Source organism: Acetobacter lovaniensis (assembly GCF_014207635.1).
Taxonomy (GTDB): domain Bacteria; phylum Pseudomonadota; class Alphaproteobacteria; order Acetobacterales; family Acetobacteraceae; genus Acetobacter; species Acetobacter lovaniensis.
Genome location: NZ_JACHIE010000003.1, coordinates 160,843 through 179,745, shown reverse-complemented (window position 1 = coordinate 179,745; position 18,903 = coordinate 160,843). Strand labels below are relative to the sequence as shown.

19 protein-coding genes, 1 tRNA gene, 1 pseudogene and 1 riboswitch are annotated in these 18,903 nt (G+C 55.8%); of the genes and pseudogenes, 9 read left to right on the top strand and 12 right to left on the bottom strand.

Going from position 1 to position 18,903, the window contains the following annotated elements; all coding sequences use genetic code 11:
* Window positions 1-294: a co-chaperone GroES gene (gene groES, locus HNR55_RS05685; protein ID WP_086645528.1), complete on the bottom strand. Its 294-nt coding sequence runs from the start codon at window positions 292-294 to the stop codon at window positions 1-3.
* 212 nt (window positions 295-506) lie between these two features.
* On the opposite strand from groES, the gene HNR55_RS05680 reads away from it, so the two are divergent.
* Together HNR55_RS05680 and HNR55_RS05675 are read left to right on the top strand one after the other, a co-directional pair.
* Window positions 507-1,175 carry a dienelactone hydrolase family protein gene (locus HNR55_RS05680; RefSeq protein ID WP_166112563.1) on the top strand — a complete coding sequence of 223 codons (669 nt, stop codon included), beginning with the start codon at window positions 507-509 and terminating at the stop codon, window positions 1,173-1,175.
* Window positions 1,176-1,315: 140 nt separating this feature from the next.
* Window positions 1,316-1,519 (top strand): cold-shock protein, encoded by a 204-nt coding sequence (locus tag HNR55_RS05675; RefSeq protein ID WP_025827469.1) that lies wholly within the window; start codon window positions 1,316-1,318, stop codon window positions 1,517-1,519.
* Window positions 1,520-1,542: 23 nt separating this feature from the next.
* On the opposite strand, the gene HNR55_RS05670 is transcribed toward HNR55_RS05675, so the two are convergent.
* Genes HNR55_RS05670 through efp form a run of 4 tightly spaced genes read right to left on the bottom strand, consistent with a single transcriptional unit; the run spans window position 1,543 to window position 6,850 of the window.
* Entirely contained in the window at window positions 1,543-4,494 is a 2,952-nt protein-coding gene (locus HNR55_RS05670; protein ID WP_166112560.1) for an ATP-dependent DNA helicase, read from the bottom strand.
* 60 nt (window positions 4,495-4,554) lie between these two features.
* Window positions 4,555-5,352 carry a class I SAM-dependent methyltransferase gene (locus tag HNR55_RS05665; RefSeq protein WP_166112557.1) on the bottom strand — a complete coding sequence of 266 codons (798 nt, stop codon included), beginning with the start codon at window positions 5,350-5,352 and terminating at the stop codon, window positions 4,555-4,557.
* A gap of 53 nt (window positions 5,353-5,405) precedes the next feature.
* Window positions 5,406-6,236, bottom strand: coding sequence for an inositol monophosphatase family protein (locus HNR55_RS05660; protein WP_166112713.1), 831 nt, complete (start codon window positions 6,234-6,236; stop codon window positions 5,406-5,408).
* A gap of 47 nt (window positions 6,237-6,283) precedes the next feature.
* On the bottom strand, window positions 6,284-6,850 hold the full coding sequence (gene efp / locus HNR55_RS05655) for an elongation factor P (RefSeq protein WP_048853086.1): 567 nt from the start codon (window positions 6,848-6,850) through the stop codon (window positions 6,284-6,286).
* A gap of 149 nt (window positions 6,851-6,999) precedes the next feature.
* Here efp and HNR55_RS05650 point away from each other — a divergent pair.
* The 3 genes and pseudogenes from HNR55_RS05650 (at window position 7,000) to HNR55_RS05640 (ending at window position 9,623) form a co-directional block, all read left to right on the top strand.
* Window positions 7,000-7,089 (top strand) — tRNA-Ser (locus HNR55_RS05650).
* Between the two features lie 295 nt (window positions 7,090-7,384).
* Entirely contained in the window at window positions 7,385-8,380 is a 996-nt protein-coding gene (locus tag HNR55_RS05645) for an LLM class flavin-dependent oxidoreductase (protein ID WP_166112554.1), read from the top strand.
* Window positions 8,381-8,898: 518 nt separating this feature from the next.
* Window positions 8,899-9,623, top strand: a pseudogene (locus tag HNR55_RS05640) (transposase).
* A gap of 21 nt (window positions 9,624-9,644) precedes the next feature.
* On the opposite strand, the gene HNR55_RS05635 reads toward HNR55_RS05640, so the two are convergent.
* From HNR55_RS05635 to HNR55_RS05625, 4 genes are all read right to left on the bottom strand, one after another.
* Complete coding sequence (locus HNR55_RS05635) at window positions 9,645-9,836, bottom strand: hypothetical protein (RefSeq protein WP_166112551.1); 192 nt, start codon at window positions 9,834-9,836, stop codon at window positions 9,645-9,647.
* Between the two features lie 249 nt (window positions 9,837-10,085).
* Window positions 10,086-10,520 (bottom strand): hypothetical protein, encoded by a 435-nt coding sequence (locus HNR55_RS05630; protein WP_166112548.1) that lies wholly within the window; start codon window positions 10,518-10,520, stop codon window positions 10,086-10,088.
* On the bottom strand, window positions 10,520-10,747 hold the full coding sequence (locus tag HNR55_RS17250) for a glycoside hydrolase family protein (protein ID WP_373318096.1): 228 nt from the start codon (window positions 10,745-10,747) through the stop codon (window positions 10,520-10,522). Before HNR55_RS17250 ends, HNR55_RS05630 begins: the two co-directional genes overlap by 1 nt.
* Window positions 10,744-10,959, bottom strand: a complete 216-nt coding sequence (locus HNR55_RS05625; RefSeq protein WP_166112545.1) for a lysozyme family protein — start codon at window positions 10,957-10,959, stop codon at window positions 10,744-10,746. Before HNR55_RS05625 ends, HNR55_RS17250 begins: the two co-directional genes overlap by 4 nt.
* Before the next feature lie 217 nt (window positions 10,960-11,176).
* On the opposite strand from HNR55_RS05625, the gene HNR55_RS05620 reads away from it, so the two are divergent.
* Complete coding sequence (locus HNR55_RS05620; protein ID WP_166112542.1) at window positions 11,177-11,494, top strand: hypothetical protein; 318 nt, start codon at window positions 11,177-11,179, stop codon at window positions 11,492-11,494.
* A gap of 572 nt (window positions 11,495-12,066) precedes the next feature.
* Here HNR55_RS05620 and HNR55_RS05615 read toward each other — a convergent pair.
* On the bottom strand, window positions 12,067-12,897 hold the full coding sequence (locus HNR55_RS05615) for a hypothetical protein (protein WP_166112539.1): 831 nt from the start codon (window positions 12,895-12,897) through the stop codon (window positions 12,067-12,069).
* Window positions 12,898-13,367: 470 nt separating this feature from the next.
* On the opposite strand from HNR55_RS05615, the gene HNR55_RS05610 reads away from it, so the two are divergent.
* Window positions 13,368-13,751, top strand: coding sequence for a hypothetical protein (locus tag HNR55_RS05610; RefSeq protein ID WP_242005454.1), 384 nt, complete (start codon window positions 13,368-13,370; stop codon window positions 13,749-13,751).
* 66 nt (window positions 13,752-13,817) lie between these two features.
* Here HNR55_RS05610 and nfsB read toward each other — a convergent pair whose 3' ends face one another.
* Window positions 13,818-14,468: an oxygen-insensitive NAD(P)H nitroreductase gene (nfsB, locus tag HNR55_RS05605; protein WP_166112536.1), complete on the bottom strand. Its 651-nt coding sequence runs from the start codon at window positions 14,466-14,468 to the stop codon at window positions 13,818-13,820.
* A gap of 191 nt (window positions 14,469-14,659) precedes the next feature.
* Window positions 14,660-16,456 carry a sensor domain-containing diguanylate cyclase gene (locus tag HNR55_RS05600; protein WP_166112533.1) on the bottom strand — a complete coding sequence of 599 codons (1,797 nt, stop codon included), beginning with the start codon at window positions 16,454-16,456 and terminating at the stop codon, window positions 14,660-14,662.
* A gap of 837 nt (window positions 16,457-17,293) precedes the next feature.
* On the opposite strand from HNR55_RS05600, the gene HNR55_RS05595 reads away from it, so the two are divergent.
* Both HNR55_RS05595 and HNR55_RS05590 read left to right on the top strand, forming a co-directional pair.
* Complete coding sequence (locus tag HNR55_RS05595) at window positions 17,294-17,920, top strand: S24 family peptidase (RefSeq protein ID WP_166112530.1); 627 nt, start codon at window positions 17,294-17,296, stop codon at window positions 17,918-17,920.
* 155 nt (window positions 17,921-18,075) lie between these two features.
* A riboswitch (yybP-ykoY riboswitch) is annotated at window positions 18,076-18,176 on the top strand.
* 87 nt (window positions 18,177-18,263) lie between these two features.
* On the top strand, window positions 18,264-18,851 hold the full coding sequence (locus HNR55_RS05590) for a manganese efflux pump MntP (RefSeq protein WP_166112527.1): 588 nt from the start codon (window positions 18,264-18,266) through the stop codon (window positions 18,849-18,851).
* The last annotated feature ends 52 nt before the right edge of the window (window positions 18,852-18,903 follow it).

Below are 18,903 nucleotides of genomic sequence, written 5' to 3'. Positions count from 1 at the left end.
TCAGGCTGCAACAATGCCCAGAATGTCGCTTTCCTTCATGATCAGCAGCTCTTCGCCGTCGATCTTCACTTCCGTGCCGGACCACTTGCCGAACAGAACGCGGTCACCGGCCTTGACATCAAGCGCCACAATCTGACCCTGCTCGTTGCGCGCACCCGCGCCAACAGCAACCACTTCGCCTTCCATAGGCTTTTCTTTGGCCGTGTCGGGGATGATGATGCCACCGGCGGTCTTCTGTTCGCCTTCAAGGCGCCGTACAACTACCCGGTCGTGTAAGGGACGAAACTTCGTCATTATGGATCACTCCACATTCATTTGCTGTGATGACGCCCTTTGTCAGAAAGCAGCGCCACCCGTTTGAACCGCGCGTAACAGAACGCCGCGTCGCGTTAGCACTCCCCTATCAGGAGTGCCAAGGCAGAAAGTAGGTACGCCTCATGGGGGTGTCAAGGAATGGGGGAAAGTTTCTTTTTGTTTTAACGTCAATCCAGACAGGGAGATTGAACATGGGACAGATACGCACATTGGAAGCCGCCGATGGCCACCAGTTTAGCGCGTGGGAGACCGAACGCGGCACGCACCCCTATGCTCTGGTGGTGTTGCAGGAAATTTTTGGCGTAAACCACCATATCCGCACGGTATGCGAGCGGTTTGCCCAGGCGGGTTTTCACGTGATTGCCCCCGCTTTGTTTGACCGCGCAGAACGTGGCGTGGAGCTGGAATACACAACAGATGGCGTGCAGAAGGGCCTTGCCCTGCGTGCGCGGATTCCCACCGCCAAAACCCTGCTGGACGTACAGGCCGCAGCCCGTGCGCTAAAGGCCCGCAAGGTCGGGGTGATCGGGTATTGCTGGGGTGGTACTCTGGCGTGGGATGCCGCAACAGGCACGGAGGATTTTGCCGCAGCCGTAAGCTGGTACGGTGGGGGCATTGCCGCCCACAGGGTGGAGACTCCACGCTGCCCCGTGCAATTACATTTTGGTGAGCGGGATACGAGCATCCCTCATACCGATATAGCCGCCATCCGGGCCGCTCAGCCCGACGTTGAACTTTATGTTTATGACGATGCGGAACACGGTTTTGGCTGTGAGGAACGCGCATCTTACAATGCGCAGGCCTTTGTACAGGCACAGGAACGTAGCCTTGCCTTCCTCAAAAGTACGCTCAATCCGTAAGGTGTCCGGGTGGAAGGAATTGGGGCGCGGACTGAATTGTGATTGACAAGCGCCCCCGGTCGTGGGGGAGAATGTCATCTCTCCTCGCGGCGCGTCGTGTGCAGGAGGAGTAACTGGCCGAAATAAGGATGACTTCGCTCATGTCGACAGGTACCGTTAAATGGTTCAACGCCACCAAAGGGTTTGGTTTTATTGCCCCCGATGATGGAGGAAAAGACGTGTTTGTGCATATTACCGCTGTACAGGCAGCCGGTCTGCGCGCGTTGAATGATGGACAGAAACTGTCCTACGACATGGTGGAGGAACGCGGCAAGCAGGCGGCCACCAACCTTAAACCGCTCTAATAGGGCGGTCTGGGGCGGGCTGGTCAGTTTTGTCCGGTCTGCTCCGCCAGAAAAGCGGTGATCTGGCGTGCCGTCTGCGCAAGGCCACACCGCTCGACGGCAACCCCGTTGGGGAAGGCGCTTAAAAGCCTTGTGGGTGTGCGCCGGTCCAGCAGGACAAACACCCCGCGGTCTGACTGTCGGCGAATCAGCCGCCCGAAGGCCTGCCGCAGCCTGAGCCGGGCTATGCGGTCATCAAACCCTTTTGGGTCTCCACCAGACAGATGAATCCGCCGCTCACGGTGCAGAATATCTGGCCGGGGCCAAGGCACGCGCTCAAACACAACCAGACGCAGGGCATTGCCCGGAACGTCCACCCCATCCCGCATGGCATCCGTGCCGAGCAGGCAGGCATGTTCCTCGGTCCGGAAAATATCAACCAGCGTGTTGTTGTCCATGGCATCCACATGCTGGGCGTAAATGGGCAGGCCTTCTTCCTCCAGCGTGGGGGCTATGCGGTCATACACACCGCGCAGGCGGGAGATAGCGGTAAACAGGCCAAGCCCGCCACCGCCAGAGGACTGGAAAAGGGTACGAAACGCCGCAGACAGGTCCACAAGGCTGCTATTGTCCACGTCCGTTACAATAAAGGCACGGGTCTGGCGGGCATAATCAAACGGACTGGCCAGACTGGCCCGCAGGGCAGGGGAGGGGAAATGATTGGCCCCGGTGCGGGCTTCGGCAGCTTCCCACGCGGTTTCAGCCTCGTCACTCTCTGTTCCACCGCCTTGCTGGTCACGTAGGGTGGCGGAGGTCATGAGCATGCCTTGCGCGGGCATGGCCATAATGCCCGCAAAGGGAATGGTCGGGTCCAGCCAGTGGCGGTAAAGTCCCACGTCCTGTTCGTTCATGCGCTGCCTGTCGCGCCGTTCAAGGCGAATGAAGTGGATATGCGCAGGCGTGCTGCCCGGCTCTGGTGGCTGGTCCAGTGCGGTCAGCATGGTAATCCATGCATCCAGCCGGGATATGGCGCGGCGGCGCAGGGCGCGGGTCATGGCCTCTATGCGGCCACGGGTTGTGGTGTCCAGCGTGTCTGCATCTTCTTCCAGCCGGGCTTGCAGGCGTTCGCTCAGGGTGCGCAGGGGCTCTACAATCCGGCTGAGCGCGCGGGCCAGTTGCTGGCCTGCCTCGGCCATGTCGGGCACAAGCGGGTGCAGGTCGCATTCCATGGCTGTGTGGATGGACTGTTTGCCCCCCTCGGCCGCACGGGCCATGGCCTGCTGGCGCAACAGGCGTAAAAAAGCTTCTGTCGGGTTTTCCATAATCGGCTGGTCTGCCGGAGGTTCGGGCGGGAACAGGGTATTCAGTTCCATGGGCTCCGGAGGCGGGGGCGTGTTTGCCACCTCTGGTGCCAGACGTGTGGACCAGCCCGGTGCTGGCAGGGCCGTGGCCGCCAGCAGGGCGGCATCCAGCGGGTTTTCAAGCTTGGGGTGGCCGACAACCAGATCATCCAGCCTGCGCTTGAGCCCCCTTGCGCGTGAGCGTCGGCCTTCCGCCCCCAGAAGCCAGCGCCGCAGTTCGGCTGTTTCCAGCCCCGAAAGCTCGGCGGAAAAAGCACTGTCTGCCGCATCGGCCAGATGGTGGCCTTCATCAAACACATAGCGTGTGGGAATGTTGCTCTGCTCGCCTGCCTCGTCATCATCACTCATGCCTGCCTGAGCGTAGGCGGCCTGTGTCATGACCAGTGCATGGTTGGCAATGACCAGTGCGGCATCGTGCGCACGGCGTATGGAGTGTTCAACAAAGCAGCGCTGATAATGCGCGCAGGCTCCGTGGATGCATTCCCCCCTACGGTCGGCGACACCGGCAAGGTTGCCGTGGCCGAACAGGTCTCCAAACCAGCCGGGCAGGTCCCCGCCAAACAGGTCTCCGTCTGCTGTGGCCAGGGCCCAGCGTGCGAGCATGCACAGGGCAATGGTAATGCCCGCGGGGCGGGAGGCAGCGGAGTTGACGGCTTCCTCCATGTTCAGCAGGCACAGGTAGTTTTCACGCCCTTTGCGCAGCACCACCTTCTGGCGGTGTGTTGTGGGGTCGGGGTAGAGGCGTTTTGTTTCCTGCTCGATCTGGCGTTGCAGGTGGCGCGTATAGGTGCTGAGCCACACGGCACCGTCGTTCCGCTCCGCCCACAGGCTGGCCGGGGCTATGTAGCCCAGTGTTTTGCCGGTGCCTGTTCCGGCTTCGGCCAGCACAATGGCGGGGTCGCCGCGCATGGTGCGTGGGGCAAATGCCTCGGTTGAGACACTGGCAAAATCCGCCTGCCCGGACCGGACCTCAGCATCGCTCCCCAGAATGTTGACCAGCCGCTCCCGCGCTTCCGCCGGGCTGATGGGGTGGGAGGCGGGGGGAGGGCGTTGCGCGCTTTCCTCCCATTTTGGCAGGTGCCGCCATACGCGCAGGGCATCTGCGGGCTGGGTGGCTTCTTCCGCCAGCCTGCCGTTGTTGGTAAGCCGGCTGTGCAGGTCTATGGTTTCCGCCACAGTGCCGGTCCATATCCAGCCAGCCTGCCCCAGCCGGACCGTAAAGGCCGCCAGAAGTTCAATCTGCCCGCTTCTGGCCTGCCGTGCCAGCTCACCCAGCAGGATGGACAAAAGGTTGGGCAGCAGGTCTGCCTCTGCCCGGTCAATATTCTGCTCGTCCAGCCCAAGGGCCAGAGCAAGGCCACGGGGAGTGGGGGCCACAGGGCGGGCGGGATACACGAATGTAAAAAGTTCCAGCAGGTCCAGCCAGGGGGAGGGCTGGCCTGTGGGCGGGAGGTCCAGCTTGCGGGCCAGTGCCGGGGCATGCACCACCAGTGGGCACGGCATGGCGTGCAGTCGCTCGCGTACCTCGGCGGCACTCAGGCTGAGCAGTTCGCCATCTTCTGTCAGGAGCGAAAACCGCCCCTGATGGGGAACAAGGGCCGGGGCTTCGTGGGCTGAGGGGAAGGATGGCTGCATGGTTTACTTTACATGAGTATTCTTGCGGCAAATGCCAGAGCCGAGCCGTCAGGGTGTGGGTCAGGCGCTCTTGCGCCGGAAAATGACCGAGTGGGCTGGCGTGAGGTTTTTCATGGTTTTGTGCAGGGTAAAGCCATAGCGTTCAAAAATCAGGCAGAGATTGCGGTGGTTGAAAAACTGCAAATGTTCGGGCGGGCAAATATCCGTCCAGGAGGGAAGGTCCTGTGGCACGGCAGGGTGCCCTATATCTGGGGCCGAAATATAGACAAAGCCATTGGGGCGGGTAATTGCGGCCAGTGTCTGCATAAACTCGTTTGGCCCGGCCACATGTTCCAGCACCTCGGAGCTGAATATAAAGTCAAACGTCAGGCCACGCTGGCGGAAGGTGGTTGACTCTTCGCAGTAGAATGAGGTCTGAGGGAAGTGGCGCTTGGCGTAGGCAATGCTGTTCTGGCTGATGTCCAGCCCCGCAGCGCGCGCACCCAGCCGGCTGAATGCTTCGGCCATAAAGCCGCCGCCACACCCAAAATCCAGAACATCCTTGCGCCAGACATAGGGCAGGAACTGGAGGCTCCGCCACCCTGCGCGCCAGCGGCGGCTGAAGGCTTTGGGGTAAAAATCGGCCGATGCACCGCGATACGTCGTTTCGTAAAACGCACGGAGTGTGGCGACATCGGGATAGGGGTGAACGAACAGAAAATCACAGTCGGGGCAGCGGAACAGGTCGTAGCCATTCTTGCTGAATGCAAAAGCAGCTCCCTGTGCGCGGCAGAGTGGGCATTCTGTTGGGGTGTGGGGGGATGCCAAACCGGACTCTGGACCCGCCGAGGGTGTGTGGGGAGGTAAATGCGTAGTCATGCAGTGCTACTCTCCCCAGCTCAGGCGTGGTCCGGAGGCTGGTCGGCGGAGTGTTATTCCGGGTTTTTCAGGCTGTCGGCAACAATGTCGAGCAGTTTGCCGTGCATGTTGCCATTGCCTGCGACAATCATGATATCATCGGGCAGGTCATCGAGTTCCGTGCCATCGGGGGCTGTAACCTGACCACCCGCTTCACGTACGATCAGAATACCTGCGGCACAATCCCATGGCTTGATGCCGAATTCCCAATACCCTTCGTAACGGCCTGCCGCGACCCATGCGAGGTCCAGCGAAGCCGCGCCAAAGCGGCGCACGCCAGCCACGCGGGGCATAAGGTTGCCCAGTACGCGCGCAAAAGGCAGGCGCTGGCGGGCAGGTACCTTGGCAAAGGGAATACCTGTGGCAAACAGGGATTCGGGCATTTCCCGCCGGGCGGACACACGAATGCGCCGCTCGTTCAGGAATGCGCCACTCCCCTTTTCGGCCCAGAACATTTCACCCGCTGCGGGGTTGTAGATCAGGGCCGCGGCCAGTTCCACCTTGCCATCGGGCAGGCGGCGCTGGAGACCAATGGAAATGGCCCAGTGCGGAATGCCGTGCAGGAAGTTGGAGGTACCGTCGAGCGGGTCAACAATCCAGCGCCATGTCCAGTTATCGCTACCCGATTCCCCGGATTCTTCCATAAGAAAGGCGTAGCCCGGACGGGCCCGTTCCAGTTCTTCGCGCAGGGTCTGTTCTGCACGGAGGTCCGCCTGGGAAACAAAGTCACCCGGCCCCTTGATGCTTACCTGAAGCTGCTCGACTTCGTTAAAATCGCGCAGGAGACGCTTGGCCGCCTTCTGGGCTGCGGTTTGCATCACCATCATGACGGGGGAGAGACGCATGGCCACTGTAATTAAGTCCTGCTCTGGAGAGAAAAAAGCTGAAAAAATCAGTCCTTGGCGCGTTCGACGTAAGACCCGTCTTCCGTGCGGACCACAATGCGTTCGCCTGCTTCGATAAACGGCGGGACCATGGTTTTTACACCATTGGACAGCATGGCGGGCTTGTAGGAGGAACTGGCGGTCTGGCCTTTTACAACCGGATCAGCTTCAACCACTTCCAGCGTAACATGCGGGGGCAGGTCAATGCCAACCGGGTCCCCTTCAACCAGATGCAGGTTGATGGTCATGTTGTCCTGAATGAAGGGAGCCTGATCGCCCAGCAGATCGGTGGGGACAGAAAGCTGTTCAAAGGTTTCGGGGTCCATCAGAACCAGCAGTTCGCCATCTGTATAGGAATACAGATATTCACGGTCTTCGGTCATCAGCCGTTCGACCGTATCAGCCGTACGCCAGCGTTCGTTGGTTTTGTTGCCGGTCTTGAGGTCGCGCATTTCAACCTGAATGAACGCCCCCCCCTTACCCGGGGTAATAATCTGCTGTTTTAAGACCGTCCAGCGACGGCCATCATGCTCAATCACCTGACCGGCGCGGATCAGGTTTGCCTGCTGTTTCATACTTGGTTCCTGAGAGGAATGGCTATTCTGTTTGGGGCTTGTACAGTTCCAGGGCAGGAAGGGCAAGCGCTGCGCAGAGAACTCCCCCGCTTTGTCCCGCTGGACAGAACCGTTGCATCCTGTTTATAAGGCTGCACCTGAACAGGTAAGGAAGGGTGGCCGAGCGGTTTAAGGCACCGGTCTTGAAAACCGGCGTGCGTGAGAGCGTACCGTGGGTTCGAATCCCACCCCTTCCGCCAACCCTCATTCTCAGACAGTCTCATAAGTTCTCAAAAGCCTTGATCTTCAGGGCTTTTTTCTGGCTTTGGATAATACCGGTGCCAATACTGTCCGCTCTACGGGATTTACATGGGTGTGGGCAGGGCGTTTCCTGTCTTATTGGCGGACCTCTGTCCGCTCTAGACCAGCGATGGTGAGGCGTTCAGAGAGCTTCTTCCTCAAGGGGCCTGTAAGAACAGGACATTCGGCCAGTGGCTTGGCATATGATGTCCGCAGTCCCATGTGAAGGGAGAGGTAATATATAGGGTAGTTCCCATGATTCCGCTTTCAATTCTCGATCTTGCGTTCATCAACGAAGGCAGTTCGGCCGCAGAGGCGCTACATCGTAGCGCTGACCTTGCTGTGCATGCAGAAAGTTTAGGGTTTCGTCGTTTCTGGCTGGCTGAGCATCATGCGATGCCGGGTATTGCTTCGGCCGCGACTGCTGTGGCTATTGGCTATGTTGCCGGGGCGACAAAAACAATCCGGGTCGGCGCGGGGGGGATCATGTTGCCCAATCATGCACCGCTCGCTGTCGCCGAAGCGTTCGGGACACTGGAGTCTCTTTACCCCGGACGGATCGACCTCGGACTGGGGCGGGCACCGGGCTCAGATCAGGCGACCATGCGGGCGTTGAGGCGTGATCCCGGCTCCACCGATCGCTTCCCGCAAGATGTTGCCGAACTTCTGCATTATTTCGAGAAGCCTCAACCGGGGCAGGCGGTCTTTGCAGTGCCGGGAGCCGGGCTGGATGTGCCTGTCTGGTTGCTGGGGTCATCCCTGTTTTCTGCCCATCTGGCTGCGATCATGGGCTTACCATTTGCCTTCGCCAGTCACTTCGCACCGGACCTGATGGAAGAGGCTCTGGCACTTTACCGCCAGCGTTTTGAACCTTCAGAACGTCTTCAGAAGCCTTACGCCATGCTGGCCGTCAATGCGGTTATCGGGGAAACACCCGATGAGGCGCAGCATGCCCGGACCTCACTGGAGCAACATTTTGTTGCATTGCGCCGAGGACGTCCAACGCAATTTCCAGCACCCCAATCCGTTTCATGGAACGAACAGGAGCAAGCTCTCATTGACCGCACATTGCGCTATACGTTCACGGGAACGGCTGATCTCGTGGCGGAACGCATTTCCTCTTTCATAAAACAGCATCGTCCCGACGAACTCATGATTGGCGCGCCCCTCTTCTCGCAGGCAGCGAGGCGGGCAACTCTTAGCGAGATTGCGCAGACGCTGATGGAGCGTGAGCCTGCGGAAGTTTCATGATTTCATGCGCATATGTTCGGACCGGGAGTGCTGCTGCCCAGTGCCAATGACATACAGGGGCGGTTGCCGATATTTACCTGCATAACCGATAAGTTGGTGATATTCAGGCTCAGGATTAAATGGCACGGATTTTGTGCAAACCGTGATGAGTCTGTCTGCCACCGTGCGCACATGCGTTCGTATGAAGAGTAAGTCCTCATCGGATATTACGTTTTCAGGAAAAATTATAAGCCGTAACGAAAAATGATGCCGCACATCCAAAGCGGAAACCCAAAGCAACGCGGCTTCTGGCGCCTATGCACAAGGGTCTTTTGCCAAGGTTTCGGGTTTCTATAATTAAGAATCATTCTTATTTTAAGAGGTGTGCGTCAGGATGAGTCGGCGCATAAATGGGGAAAGGTATTTTTGTGGCGGGCAACAGTGACCTGCTGGCATGCTATCTCGACAATCGCAGGTTGAACGTGTCACGGTTTAGTTCCCGACCTTTAAGACCGAAGATGGTCTGAAGGAGAATTGGAATGGGACATGTTTACAAAACAGAATTCCGACGCGAGGCGGTGCGTCTGGCTCTGAGCAGCGGTCTGTCGCGTGAGCGTATTGCCCAAGGTCTGGGTATTGGGTCTTCGACATTGAAGAAATGGATCCGCGATGCGTTGAAGCTTGATACTGTAGTTGCTGACACAACAGATCATACGGCGCTATTGCGTGAGAATGAGAGATTACGCCGTGAGAATCTTCTGCTGCGGGAGGAGAGGGAGCTCCTAAAAAAGGCGACGCAGTTCTTCGCTAGCCAAAGGTCGTGATGTTTGCCTTTATCGCTCGGTATCATGGGCCACTCTCAGGCGAACGGGTCTGCCGCCTGTTTGGCGTCAGCGACCGGGGTTTCAGGGCTTGGCGACGACGCCCGGTCTTTACCCGCAGAAGACAGCACGAACAGTTCGCACAAGCACAGTATTAAACCCAACCTTCTGGGCAGGATTTTTCAGCACCAGCGCTTAAGCTCCTTTCTGCTCATGGCTTTCTCGTATCCATGAGCAGAAAGGGAAACTGCTCGGATAATGCGGTGACGGAGAGTTTCTTCAAGACCTTAAAAGCGGAACACCTGTGGCGGCAGGCATGGATGACGCGTCAGGACGTCGAGTAGGCTATCATATCCTACATCAATGATTTCTATAATCCGCAGAGGATGTATTCTGCACTTCAATGGAAAAGCCCTCTGGATCATGAGCGCAACGCCGCCTAATAGATAACCCATGGTCCAGAACTAAACCGTGACCGTCCAATCCGTCCCGGCGGCATGGGTACCAGCCGGAGCGTGGTGCGCAGCCTGGAGGAACGGAGCGATGAGGTCGGCATCAAGATGACCGATCTGCGACGCATCCTGTTTCATGGTATTCTGGAATGCCGGACCACGCGCGACGGTAGCGGAGATATGGAAAACACTGGGCAGGATCATGGAGCATGGGCACGTCCCCTCACAGGGTTCGATCCAGCGCAATCTGAATCTGTTTCTGGAGCGGGGCATCCTGCGTCGCGATGTCACGTCTAGAGAATTTCCACTGAACTCTGGTTCAGCAGAAAGGCTCTGTTTCATTGTTTTTTGCAAGCATCTCCACCCATTCAGATGATCCCAACTGAATGGGTTGTGTTCTGGCAGACCCGCCGAGCGTGATGTTGTCGGCGGGATCGCCCGACGCAAAGATCGTCACCTGCGATGGTGCTGTTTCGATTGGCACGATGGGAGGTAGACACCCGCCGTATCTTCAAAACGATCTGGACGTGCTGTAAGAGGCATCGATACAACATCATCGCTCCGATGGTCAGTATAGACGAACGTCAAATAGTAAGACTGAGCCTCAATCCGAGGGTCGCCATTAAACATTTTGTCCCATTCCAGCAGGTCACGCCGCAGCGGCGATCCGACGTCGCCGCTTCGGGTCCAGACTGCCGACACACAGGTCGAAACACGTTCGACGCGCACGATCAACCGCCCATTGAGAAACGCCTTTCCATCAAGCTCGTCGTTGAACCTCGTATTGAGATTGTAGGTCAGTTCCTCCAAAGACTCCGGCCTGGCATCCGCGTGTGCGGTGCCGCCGATGCAGATGGCGCAAATCAGGCTCAGGATAGCGCGGATCATCAATATCGTCCTTCCAGCAGAAGCATGGCCTCGTCGTGCCGTCTCTTGACCAGACCGTTCATGACCTTTCCTTTCGAGCGCACCGGCTCCTCAATGATCCCGACGGCCTTGCGTTTGTCGCCGCTGTTGATAGCAGCACGGACGCCCGGCCAACCTCTTTCTGGATTGTAGGCGAACGCGACGGGGGCGTCGAACTCGTTTGTGTCAGGGAGGCATGGATGTCTCAACGAACGATCGCCTCATAGCTCGGGAGATTGGGCTGTAGAAGATGCCTCTGCTGAACGTCCGTCAGACTGATGAGATTTTGATTATCCCGGGCGAACCTCCAAGCAGCTTCGCCACGCAGACTGGCACCCGCCGCCGTCCTGACCGCCAGATAGGGGGTAATTTTTATGGCCAGCAATTTCTGCTCGATCTCCGTCCGGGAACGGTCGCGCATGTTCTAACCACGTCCGCGCGTTACGCCGGACGCTTCGCCCGGCCAGTGCAGACTGAAACCGTAAATCCGTAATAGCCATGATCTTGCGGGTCTGCGCAGGTTGGGTTTCACAAGTTGTTTTATTTTGCGGATGCATTATTAATTTGATTGGAGATTGTCCTGCCTGCGTCCTGTATGTATGGCATTAAATATCATTAATGTAGTTCGAGAACTTGCAATGGCCACACGGATTAAACTTCGGCACAAAGATACCGGTATAGAGAAAGATGGGTTTTACGGATTCTCGTGGACGACTTTCTTTTTTGGCGCATTTCCATGTTTGTTTAGGATGGATTTTATAACATTTATTGGATTTTTTGTTGTTCAATGTATTATAGGTGCATGCACAGTAGGATTTGGTGTGTTTATTGCATCTTTTGTTTGGGCGTTTATTTATAATAAATATTACACGAGAAAACTCCTTGAAAAAGGATATGTATTCGCAGATTCTCCCGAAAAAGTAATATTTGCGAAAATGGCATTAGGTATAGCTTAAATTTTTGATAATGCAGTCTGGTTGTTTGATGGGACGATCAGACTGTATTGTTACGACAATCTGAAATTTTTAGATGTGACATTTATTGTTAAAATCATAAAGTTCCATTGAATAAATAATGGATAACATGTAATAAAAATTATTTATTGATATAAATTTAATTATATACTGAGAAAATAAATCCATTCAATATTTGCATATAATGGTTTTTAAGATCGGGAAGTATATCATGCATAATTCTACTGCGTGTTTGACGTCAGCATTTACTCTAAACCGGATAAGTTCTGGAAGATAGGTTACTAACCGCCCGAAAGGAGCGCTCAGTCTGTTCGCTGTTGCTCTGTAGCCAGACAGCCGCGCCGCATGCATTTGCGGTGCTGGAACTCTCCGCTACCGTCCCATGACCGCTGGCGCTGCCATGCTCCCCATTTATGCCCGAGGATGCGGCAGATCATGCTTGTTGCAAACCATCTCATGAGTTTTTCTTAACTGCTTTTTTCGGGAAAAGTCCAGAGAGGCTGTTTTTCCATTCCCCCCCCCCCCTCTGTTTTGTGTGTCAGTCTGTGCTGTGGTTACTGCCCGCTCAGGAGTGGGATCATCTGATCCACAGCTTCAAGAGCATTCCGTGTGGCCTGAAGGTCGGTATCGGCTGGGGCATCCGTTTTCTTCTGGTGGTGTCTGCTGGCTGGAAGAAGTGCTTTAATCTCTGCGGCCACCCCTCGTACTGTTTGTGCAAAATCCTGATCTTCGCTGCTTCTTGTGGCTGTTACGTGAGTAGATGAGGTTGCAGCCTGTGTGCTGTCCGGTGTGGTGCTGCTCTGGGGCGCATCCGCATCGCTCTGTTGTGTCTGTGTGGTGGGGTCATTTTGCTCGGAGGTGTCCTGTGTATTGGACGGCTCTTGCGCTGTGCCCTGTGGTGCTGCCAGCAAGGCGTTGCCTATGGCGGCATTGCTGCCGCCATTTTGCGTATATTGAGCAACAGCAGCCGCCAGTTGCCGCGCAAGCTGTGCCAGAGCCTGTGCCAGTGCTCTGGGCGACATGAATGCCTTGAACTGCATAAGCAGGTGTATCTGCGCTTTGAGACTATTGACCTGTTCTTCTGCCTGCTCTTTAGCGGAAGCATGGCTTGATTTGGCAAGTTGATCCAGCCTGCTCAGCGCTTCCTGCGCAGAGGCCAGATACGCGCTGGTCGCAGAAGATGAATGTGCTAAAAACTCAATCCCGGCCTGAGATAGTGTGATTTGCACAGACTTTTCTATGCTCGACTGATCCGCAGTGGTGGCACTGGTGCTGTCTGCGCTAGGTGAGGGGGCGGTCGTGTGCGTGTTGAGTGCCGCATTGTAGGACCCAGTTGTGTGGGAGAAGCCCATATTGGCTGCTTGGGCCGTGTTGAGAGTTGTCATGGGAGGATCCTGCTATACGTCAACACCGTACAGGATGGCCGGAAGGGATTATTAAAAGGTTAAAAGTGCTGGGTGGCGGTGGCTGGGGAGTTTAAGCGCATGCGCGGGCAGCCCAGAGTGCTGATGGATACAAACCCGGTCAGACACATCCGTGATGACATGGAAGCAGTGTGGGTGCATGGGTTTTCTGACATGGCAGGATGTTGTGTACGACGTGTCAGCGAGGGAAGGGTATGCCCGTCACGGTAATCCTTGCGCGTATGTTTGATGCGCTGCCACAAACGGGAATGCTTATGCCAGCCTGAGCGGGAGGGCTCTCATGGTATGCATTGTGTGGTCCTGCGCTGGTTTTGTCTGGTGCATACATGCTCTGTGCCCCAGCAGGCCCCTCCGGTTAGGCAGGTCACGGTGGGGTATGGTATTCTTGGCGACCATGCGCCTATGGGGCAGGAATATGGAAGGCACGGACCATGCGTAAACAGCTTATCAGTCTTGTTCTTGGCGGTGTGTTCGCCCTGTGCTCGGTTCCTGCCATCGCGCAGGATAATGAGGAGGACGGAGACTATAGGGCGTTGATGCAGAAGACGACCAATAACGCCAACGGGATTTGTATCGATTACCTCAATTCCGAGCATGAAGACTATTCAGGCGATAAAATGAGTGAGTCCCGTCCGCCAGATGAGGTGACAAAAGGCTTATCCAAAGCCATAAGGGACGAATGTCAGAAGCACCCCAAGGAGCGGGTGGGCAAGGCTGTTACCAATGTCAAAGCAGCCTATGCGCATGAACTGGCGCAGATCATTAGAAAAATGAAAATCAATGATGACCCGATCAGCACCAGCGGCGGGTCATGATTTGCCTCATTTGTAGGAAAATACCCCTCCTGATCAAGATGGTTCAGGCGCAGGAGGGGAGTGCTGTCAGATATGGGAGAAGATGGTTTTTTCAGGCAGGCGGGATTTGGGGAGCTTGGCATTGAAGTCAGCATCCGAATGGTAGCCCAGGGCTACAAGAACGGCTGGTGACAGGCCTTTTTCTTCCAGTTCCAGTTCCTTGCTCAGAATAGCGGCATCAAAACCTTCCATGGGAGTGGCATCCACGCCAAGGAGGGCGGCAGACAAAAGCAGGAAACCCTGTGCAATATAGGTCTGTTTTTGTGTCCATGCGGGCAGGTCTCCTGCCTGTTCATGCAGCCCGACAAACCCTGAGCGGCCCTTATGTGTCAGTGCACGGGCATCCGCATCGACATAGCGGCCATCGGCCTGCTCCTGATCCGCAAGGGTTTGCAGGTACTCTGGCGGTAGCGTGTTGCGTGCGCTCAGTACAATGACGTGTGAGGCATCCGTGACACGAGAGGCGTTAAAGGCAAAGGTACCGCTGGTGGATTTGGCAATACGGGCTTTGCCTTCGTCCGTGTCGGCCACAAAAAAGTGCCACGGCTGGGAGTTGACGGAGGAGGGGCTGTAACGCAGGGCTTCCAGCAGTTGCGCTACAACGGGAGCGGGTATTTTGCGGTCTTTGTCATATGCCTTGGTTGTATGACGGTGCTTGAGAATATGCAGAAGGTCCATGAACTTTTTCCTGTGTTGCCCGTTATTGTCCTGCGCATTGTATGCCGCCTGACATGGTGGCCGATGCTCCATTGCGGTAGCCGGACGTGTCAGACGGTATTCTGCTCCGGCCTAGAAATGGGTTGGATCGAGCGGGAGATCAAGAGGGTGGCAGGGTCTGCGCTCCGGTATTGTCGCGCATGTGGCAGATGTCAGCCGACAACAATACGATCCCGCCCGTCTTTTTTGGCCTGATAAAGAGCCGCGTCAGCCTTGCGGATAATGGCGGTCGTTTCCGTTGGTAAGGATTTGTCCCACGTGGTCACACCGAACGACATGGTGATTTTGCCCAGAGCCTGACCATTATAATACAACTCCAGCCGCGACAGGCTCAACCGCAGCTCTTCCACCCGCTGGATGAGCGAGTTCAGCGGGTGATAGGTTGTGATGATCAGGAACTCCTCTCCACCAAACCGGCATACAATGTCGTTGCTTCTGAAGGAGTTCTGGATTTCATTAGCAAAGGTGCGCAGGACCATGTCCCCCGCATCGTGCCCGAACTCATCGTTGATACGTTTGAAATGATCAATATCGGCCATAATCAGGCTTAGCGCAGTATTGTTCCGGCTGGCTGTGGCAATTTCTGCATTCAGGGCTTCTTCCATGTAGCGGCGGTTGTACAGCCCGGTCAGCGGATCATGGATTGTCTGTTCAAGCAGGTCTTTCTGCAGGTTCTGGTTAACCAGAGCAGAGGCAATGTTTTCCACCAGTGCAACAAGGCGGAAGCGGTTTTCTTCCGCCACATGGCTTTGCAGATACAAAAGCCCTACAACTTCACCACTCGCGAACAGGGGTTCGCAATGGTAGATGCAGATATCGCTATCAACATGCTGGCAGATTACGTCCCCACCGGGAGAGTTGACGGAGTGACTCTGCCCCAGTCGCAACGCCCAGCACGACGAAGGGTGCAGGCCATCACGCCCCACAGGCGTATGGCTGCCCCAGTGCGCAATGCGTTCAAGCTGGTTGGTGGTGTGGTTATATGTGTAGAGCGCGCCGGGGATGCCGGGCAGTACGCGGGGCACAAAAGCGCAGATAATGGCAGAAAGTTCGCTGCTGGTGCGGGCGGCCTGAAGGCGATGGGCCATTTCCCCCAGCAGTTCCATGGCTTCGTTGTTGCGTTTGAGTTCGGCATTGGCCTGAAGCAGTTTATAGTCGCTGGCTTCCTGCGCCTGCATGGCGGCATCCAGCCGTTCGGCCATGGTGTTGTAGCCATGGGCCAGAATATCAAACTCCGTGCAACCCATCCGGGCGTCCACACGTACGGTGCGGTTGCCATTCCCGAAGTCGGACATGGCGCGCGTAATCTGGCTGACGGAACGGCGCATGCCATTGAGCACAAAATACAGAAGACCGTTTACCAGCAGGACAATAATCAGGCATCCACCAACGACCAGATTTCTGTTCCATGTTGCGTGCGCTCTTGCCGTGGCTTCCCGCGCAATCAGCAGTTCCTGTTCTGTCTGCCGGATTTCATCGGCTTTTTGAGCAATAATGGCCATGTTGACACGCCCCTGCCCGACGATAACCCGTGACCGGGCTTCATCAAACCGGCCCTGACGGGCAAGAGCGATCTGTTTGATCAGGGTATCCAGCCGCTCATTGGTGGCAACTTGCAGGCTTTGTGCCCGTTCATGCTGGATGGGATTATCCTGCACCAGTTGTTCAAGCGTGTTGACCTTGGCGAGGGCGGAGGCCACACGGTCGTCAAAATCCTTGGCGAAGGAAGGGTCCGTGGTGAGCAGGTAGCCACGTTCTTCAGCCTGGGCCTCTCGTAGATCAGACAGGGTTTCGGTGACAACTTCGGTAATTTTCTGTCTGTGGGCATTCCATTCGAAGCTTGAGATCATGCTGTTGGAGGCGGAGAGCAGCAGCACGGAAAGACAGATCAGATTAACGCTGACGATGAAACCGACAAAGATGATCCGAGATGCAAGGGAATGGAGCAAAATAATCTCTTTTATTCTAAGACTCTATGCAAAATAGAGAAGATGCTGGAGTTTTTCAATTACGGTTTGAGAACTCTGTAGGGATGTCGGGCGATTATACACCATAATTTCATTCATTATTGCAGAACAGATAAAGATTATGCGTATGGATGGAGTCTGCGCAGATGTTCAGGCGTGTGGGAAAAAGGGGTGAAAATACTCTAACGCCGGGTAAGGGGCTATGCCCACGGGAGCGGCAACTGCATGCCATGCTATGCATCCGGGCTATCAACACGCGGACACAGCAGATGCTCCGTCCGTATGGAACTGGTCCCGATTCCAAACCTCGCAAAGGGCTTTACCCTGAATGGAGGCAATTCCTTTTTTATGAGATCAGAATGCCCGGAGCGACTGAATTCTGGTGCTCACGGAACTGGGCTTCTTCCCTGTGTAACGGGGGAGTGTAGCGAGAGATTTAAATCACTTACGAAGTTTGGCGTTAATTCCTCTACGTGCATCCCTGATGGCTTTTGTGCCATAAGTGGACTCCCTGAGTTTTGAGGCCGGTTGCCCCCCGGCCTCTTTTTTTCGTCCAACCGCGCCTGTTATGAACGGAGGAACTAACGTGAAGATAGCGACACACCGAATTACGTCAATCGTTTTCGGTTTGTGCCCACGCAGTTTCAGTGGATATCTTGTGGATAAACGCTGGAAAGCGTTAGAAACCTCACAAAAATGAGCATGAAAAACACCGAAATCGGTTATTTTCCAGAGGCGGAGCATAAGCGGGAAGATCTTTCACGTTTTTTGCGCCTGAAGCAGGCTGTAAAGAATGCCGGGGGGCTGGCGCATGTCGCCGTGGCGGCAAATGTTGGTACGACCACTCTTAGCGGTTACATGAACGGAAGAGAGTGGAAAATCGGGATCGCAGAGCAGATCGCACAGGCATGCGATGTGGACCTGCAATGGCTGCTGTTCGGCGATCAGCCCAATGCATGCCGTAACGAAGTGGCATGCAGGCAAAAACCTCTCTCAGAACTCATGCATATTCCCGGTTATGACATAGAGTTATCAGTCGGACATGGTATTTCGTCAGTCTATGCCGAAGAAAGCGTATCCTTCCAGATAAGCACCTCTCTTTTGCCAGAACATCTTAAAACCAGATCACGCAGGCTGGTAAGTTTTACCGTGCGTGGTGACAGTATGGAGCCAGTGATATTTTCTGGTGACAGCGTTGTGTTTGATTTAATGGATAAAGACATTTTTACAGGTGGTGTCTATGCCTTGAGAGTTGGGGACCAGCTTCTGGTAAAAAGGCTTTCTTTGCGTGCAAATGGCAACCTGTTGGTCATGAGTGATAACCCGCGTTATCCCACCGATGAGATCAACGCTCAGGAAGCACAGCAAATAATCCGGGATGGCAGCTCTCCGGTCCAGGTTGTTGGTCGCGTTGTGTGGCGTAGTGGCGGACTGTTTACAGAGTAAAGGGGGGGGCAATCCGGAGGCGCGGTCCCTCCTCCTCGACCGGCACGGGCTTTAATATATTATCCACAGATTCTGAGGATGCTTGCGTGGGTAAGCCTGTGGATGAAAAGCGGATAAACACAGGGTTGCAATCCTGCCCGGCACTTGGTAGGCATCGCGCAGTCCTTGGGGAGTAGTTACCCTCAGTTTTGAGGGGCCTTCATCAACATACTTGGCTTTAGGGCCATGGTGGAGGCAGCGTTTTGCAAAAAACGCCAGGCAAGACCAACGGCGGAGGAAGTCCCAGTTGTGGCCGGGGGATTTCTGTCTGCTGTTTGTGTTTCCTGCGGCCCGTGGACTTCTCATGACTGGTTTTTTCACGCTGGGTGTTCTGGGGCTCAGCCTGTCGGTGGATGCCTTTGCCGCGGCTGTTGGCAAAGGGGCAAGCCAGCAGACTGCCCGTTTGAATGACGCCGTGCGCATAGGCGCGGTCTTTGGTTTTTTTGAAGCCATAACACCAGTCATCGGCTGGGTTCTGGGGTTAGCACTCAGCACATGGATTGCAGCGGTTGACCACTGGATTGCCTTTGGCCTGCTGCTGGTCATTGGTGGCAACATGATCCGCCTTGCCGTGCGGGGCGAAGAGCAGACCCAGTCAGAACAGGTTGTGGATCAGGCATCGCCGCGGCGTGGGGTGCTTGGTCTGGTCACAACCGCACTGGCTACCAGCATCGATGCAACGGCTGTGGGGGTTAGCCTTGGTGTCATGCAGGTGAATATTCTGTCCGCCTGCCTGATTATAGGCGGCATTACAACCGTTGTGGCCACAATGGGGGTGATTATTGGCCGACATGCCAGCGTGTGGATTGGTCGTTACGCAGAAATTCTGGGCGGGTGTGCGCTGATCGGCATAGGCTGTTCCATTCTTTATACGCATCTCAGCGCGCCATAAGACGGGTATGGGCGGGGCAGGGCGGGTGCAGGCCTGCCCCGAGGCTGCTTTG

Coding starts and splice junctions, on each gene's coding strand:
- HNR55_RS05630 (WP_166112548.1), bottom strand. CDS start 10,520: ATGATCCGCGCTATCCTGAGCCTGATTTGCGCCATCTGCATCGGCGGC.
- HNR55_RS05660 (WP_166112713.1), bottom strand. CDS start 6,236: ATGCGTCTCTCCCCCGTCATGATGGTGATGCAAACCGCAGCCCAGAAG.
- HNR55_RS05670 (WP_166112560.1), bottom strand. CDS start 4,494: ATGCAGCCATCCTTCCCCTCAGCCCACGAAGCCCCGGCCCTTGTTCCC.
- efp (WP_048853086.1), bottom strand. CDS start 6,850: ATGAAACAGCAGGCAAACCTGATCCGCGCCGGTCAGGTGATTGAGCAT.
- HNR55_RS05615 (WP_166112539.1), bottom strand. CDS start 12,897: ATGACAACTCTCAACACGGCCCAAGCAGCCAATATGGGCTTCTCCCAC.
- nfsB (WP_166112536.1), bottom strand. CDS start 14,468: ATGGACCTTCTGCATATTCTCAAGCACCGTCATACAACCAAGGCATAT.
- HNR55_RS05635 (WP_166112551.1), bottom strand. CDS start 9,836: ATGATCCTGCCCAGTGTTTTCCATATCTCCGCTACCGTCGCGCGTGGT.
- HNR55_RS05645 (WP_166112554.1), top strand. CDS start 7,385: ATGATTCCGCTTTCAATTCTCGATCTTGCGTTCATCAACGAAGGCAGT.
- HNR55_RS05665 (WP_166112557.1), bottom strand. CDS start 5,352: ATGACTACGCATTTACCTCCCCACACACCCTCGGCGGGTCCAGAGTCC.
- HNR55_RS05620 (WP_166112542.1), top strand. CDS start 11,177: ATGGCCACACGGATTAAACTTCGGCACAAAGATACCGGTATAGAGAAA.
- HNR55_RS05675 (WP_025827469.1), top strand. CDS start 1,316: ATGTCGACAGGTACCGTTAAATGGTTCAACGCCACCAAAGGGTTTGGT.
- HNR55_RS05590 (WP_166112527.1), top strand. CDS start 18,264: ATGACTGGTTTTTTCACGCTGGGTGTTCTGGGGCTCAGCCTGTCGGTG.
- HNR55_RS05610 (WP_242005454.1), top strand. CDS start 13,368: ATGCGTAAACAGCTTATCAGTCTTGTTCTTGGCGGTGTGTTCGCCCTG.
- groES (WP_086645528.1), bottom strand. CDS start 294: ATGACGAAGTTTCGTCCCTTACACGACCGGGTAGTTGTACGGCGCCTT.
- HNR55_RS05680 (WP_166112563.1), top strand. CDS start 507: ATGGGACAGATACGCACATTGGAAGCCGCCGATGGCCACCAGTTTAGC.
- HNR55_RS05625 (WP_166112545.1), bottom strand. CDS start 10,959: ATGCGCGACCGTTCCCGGACGGAGATCGAGCAGAAATTGCTGGCCATA.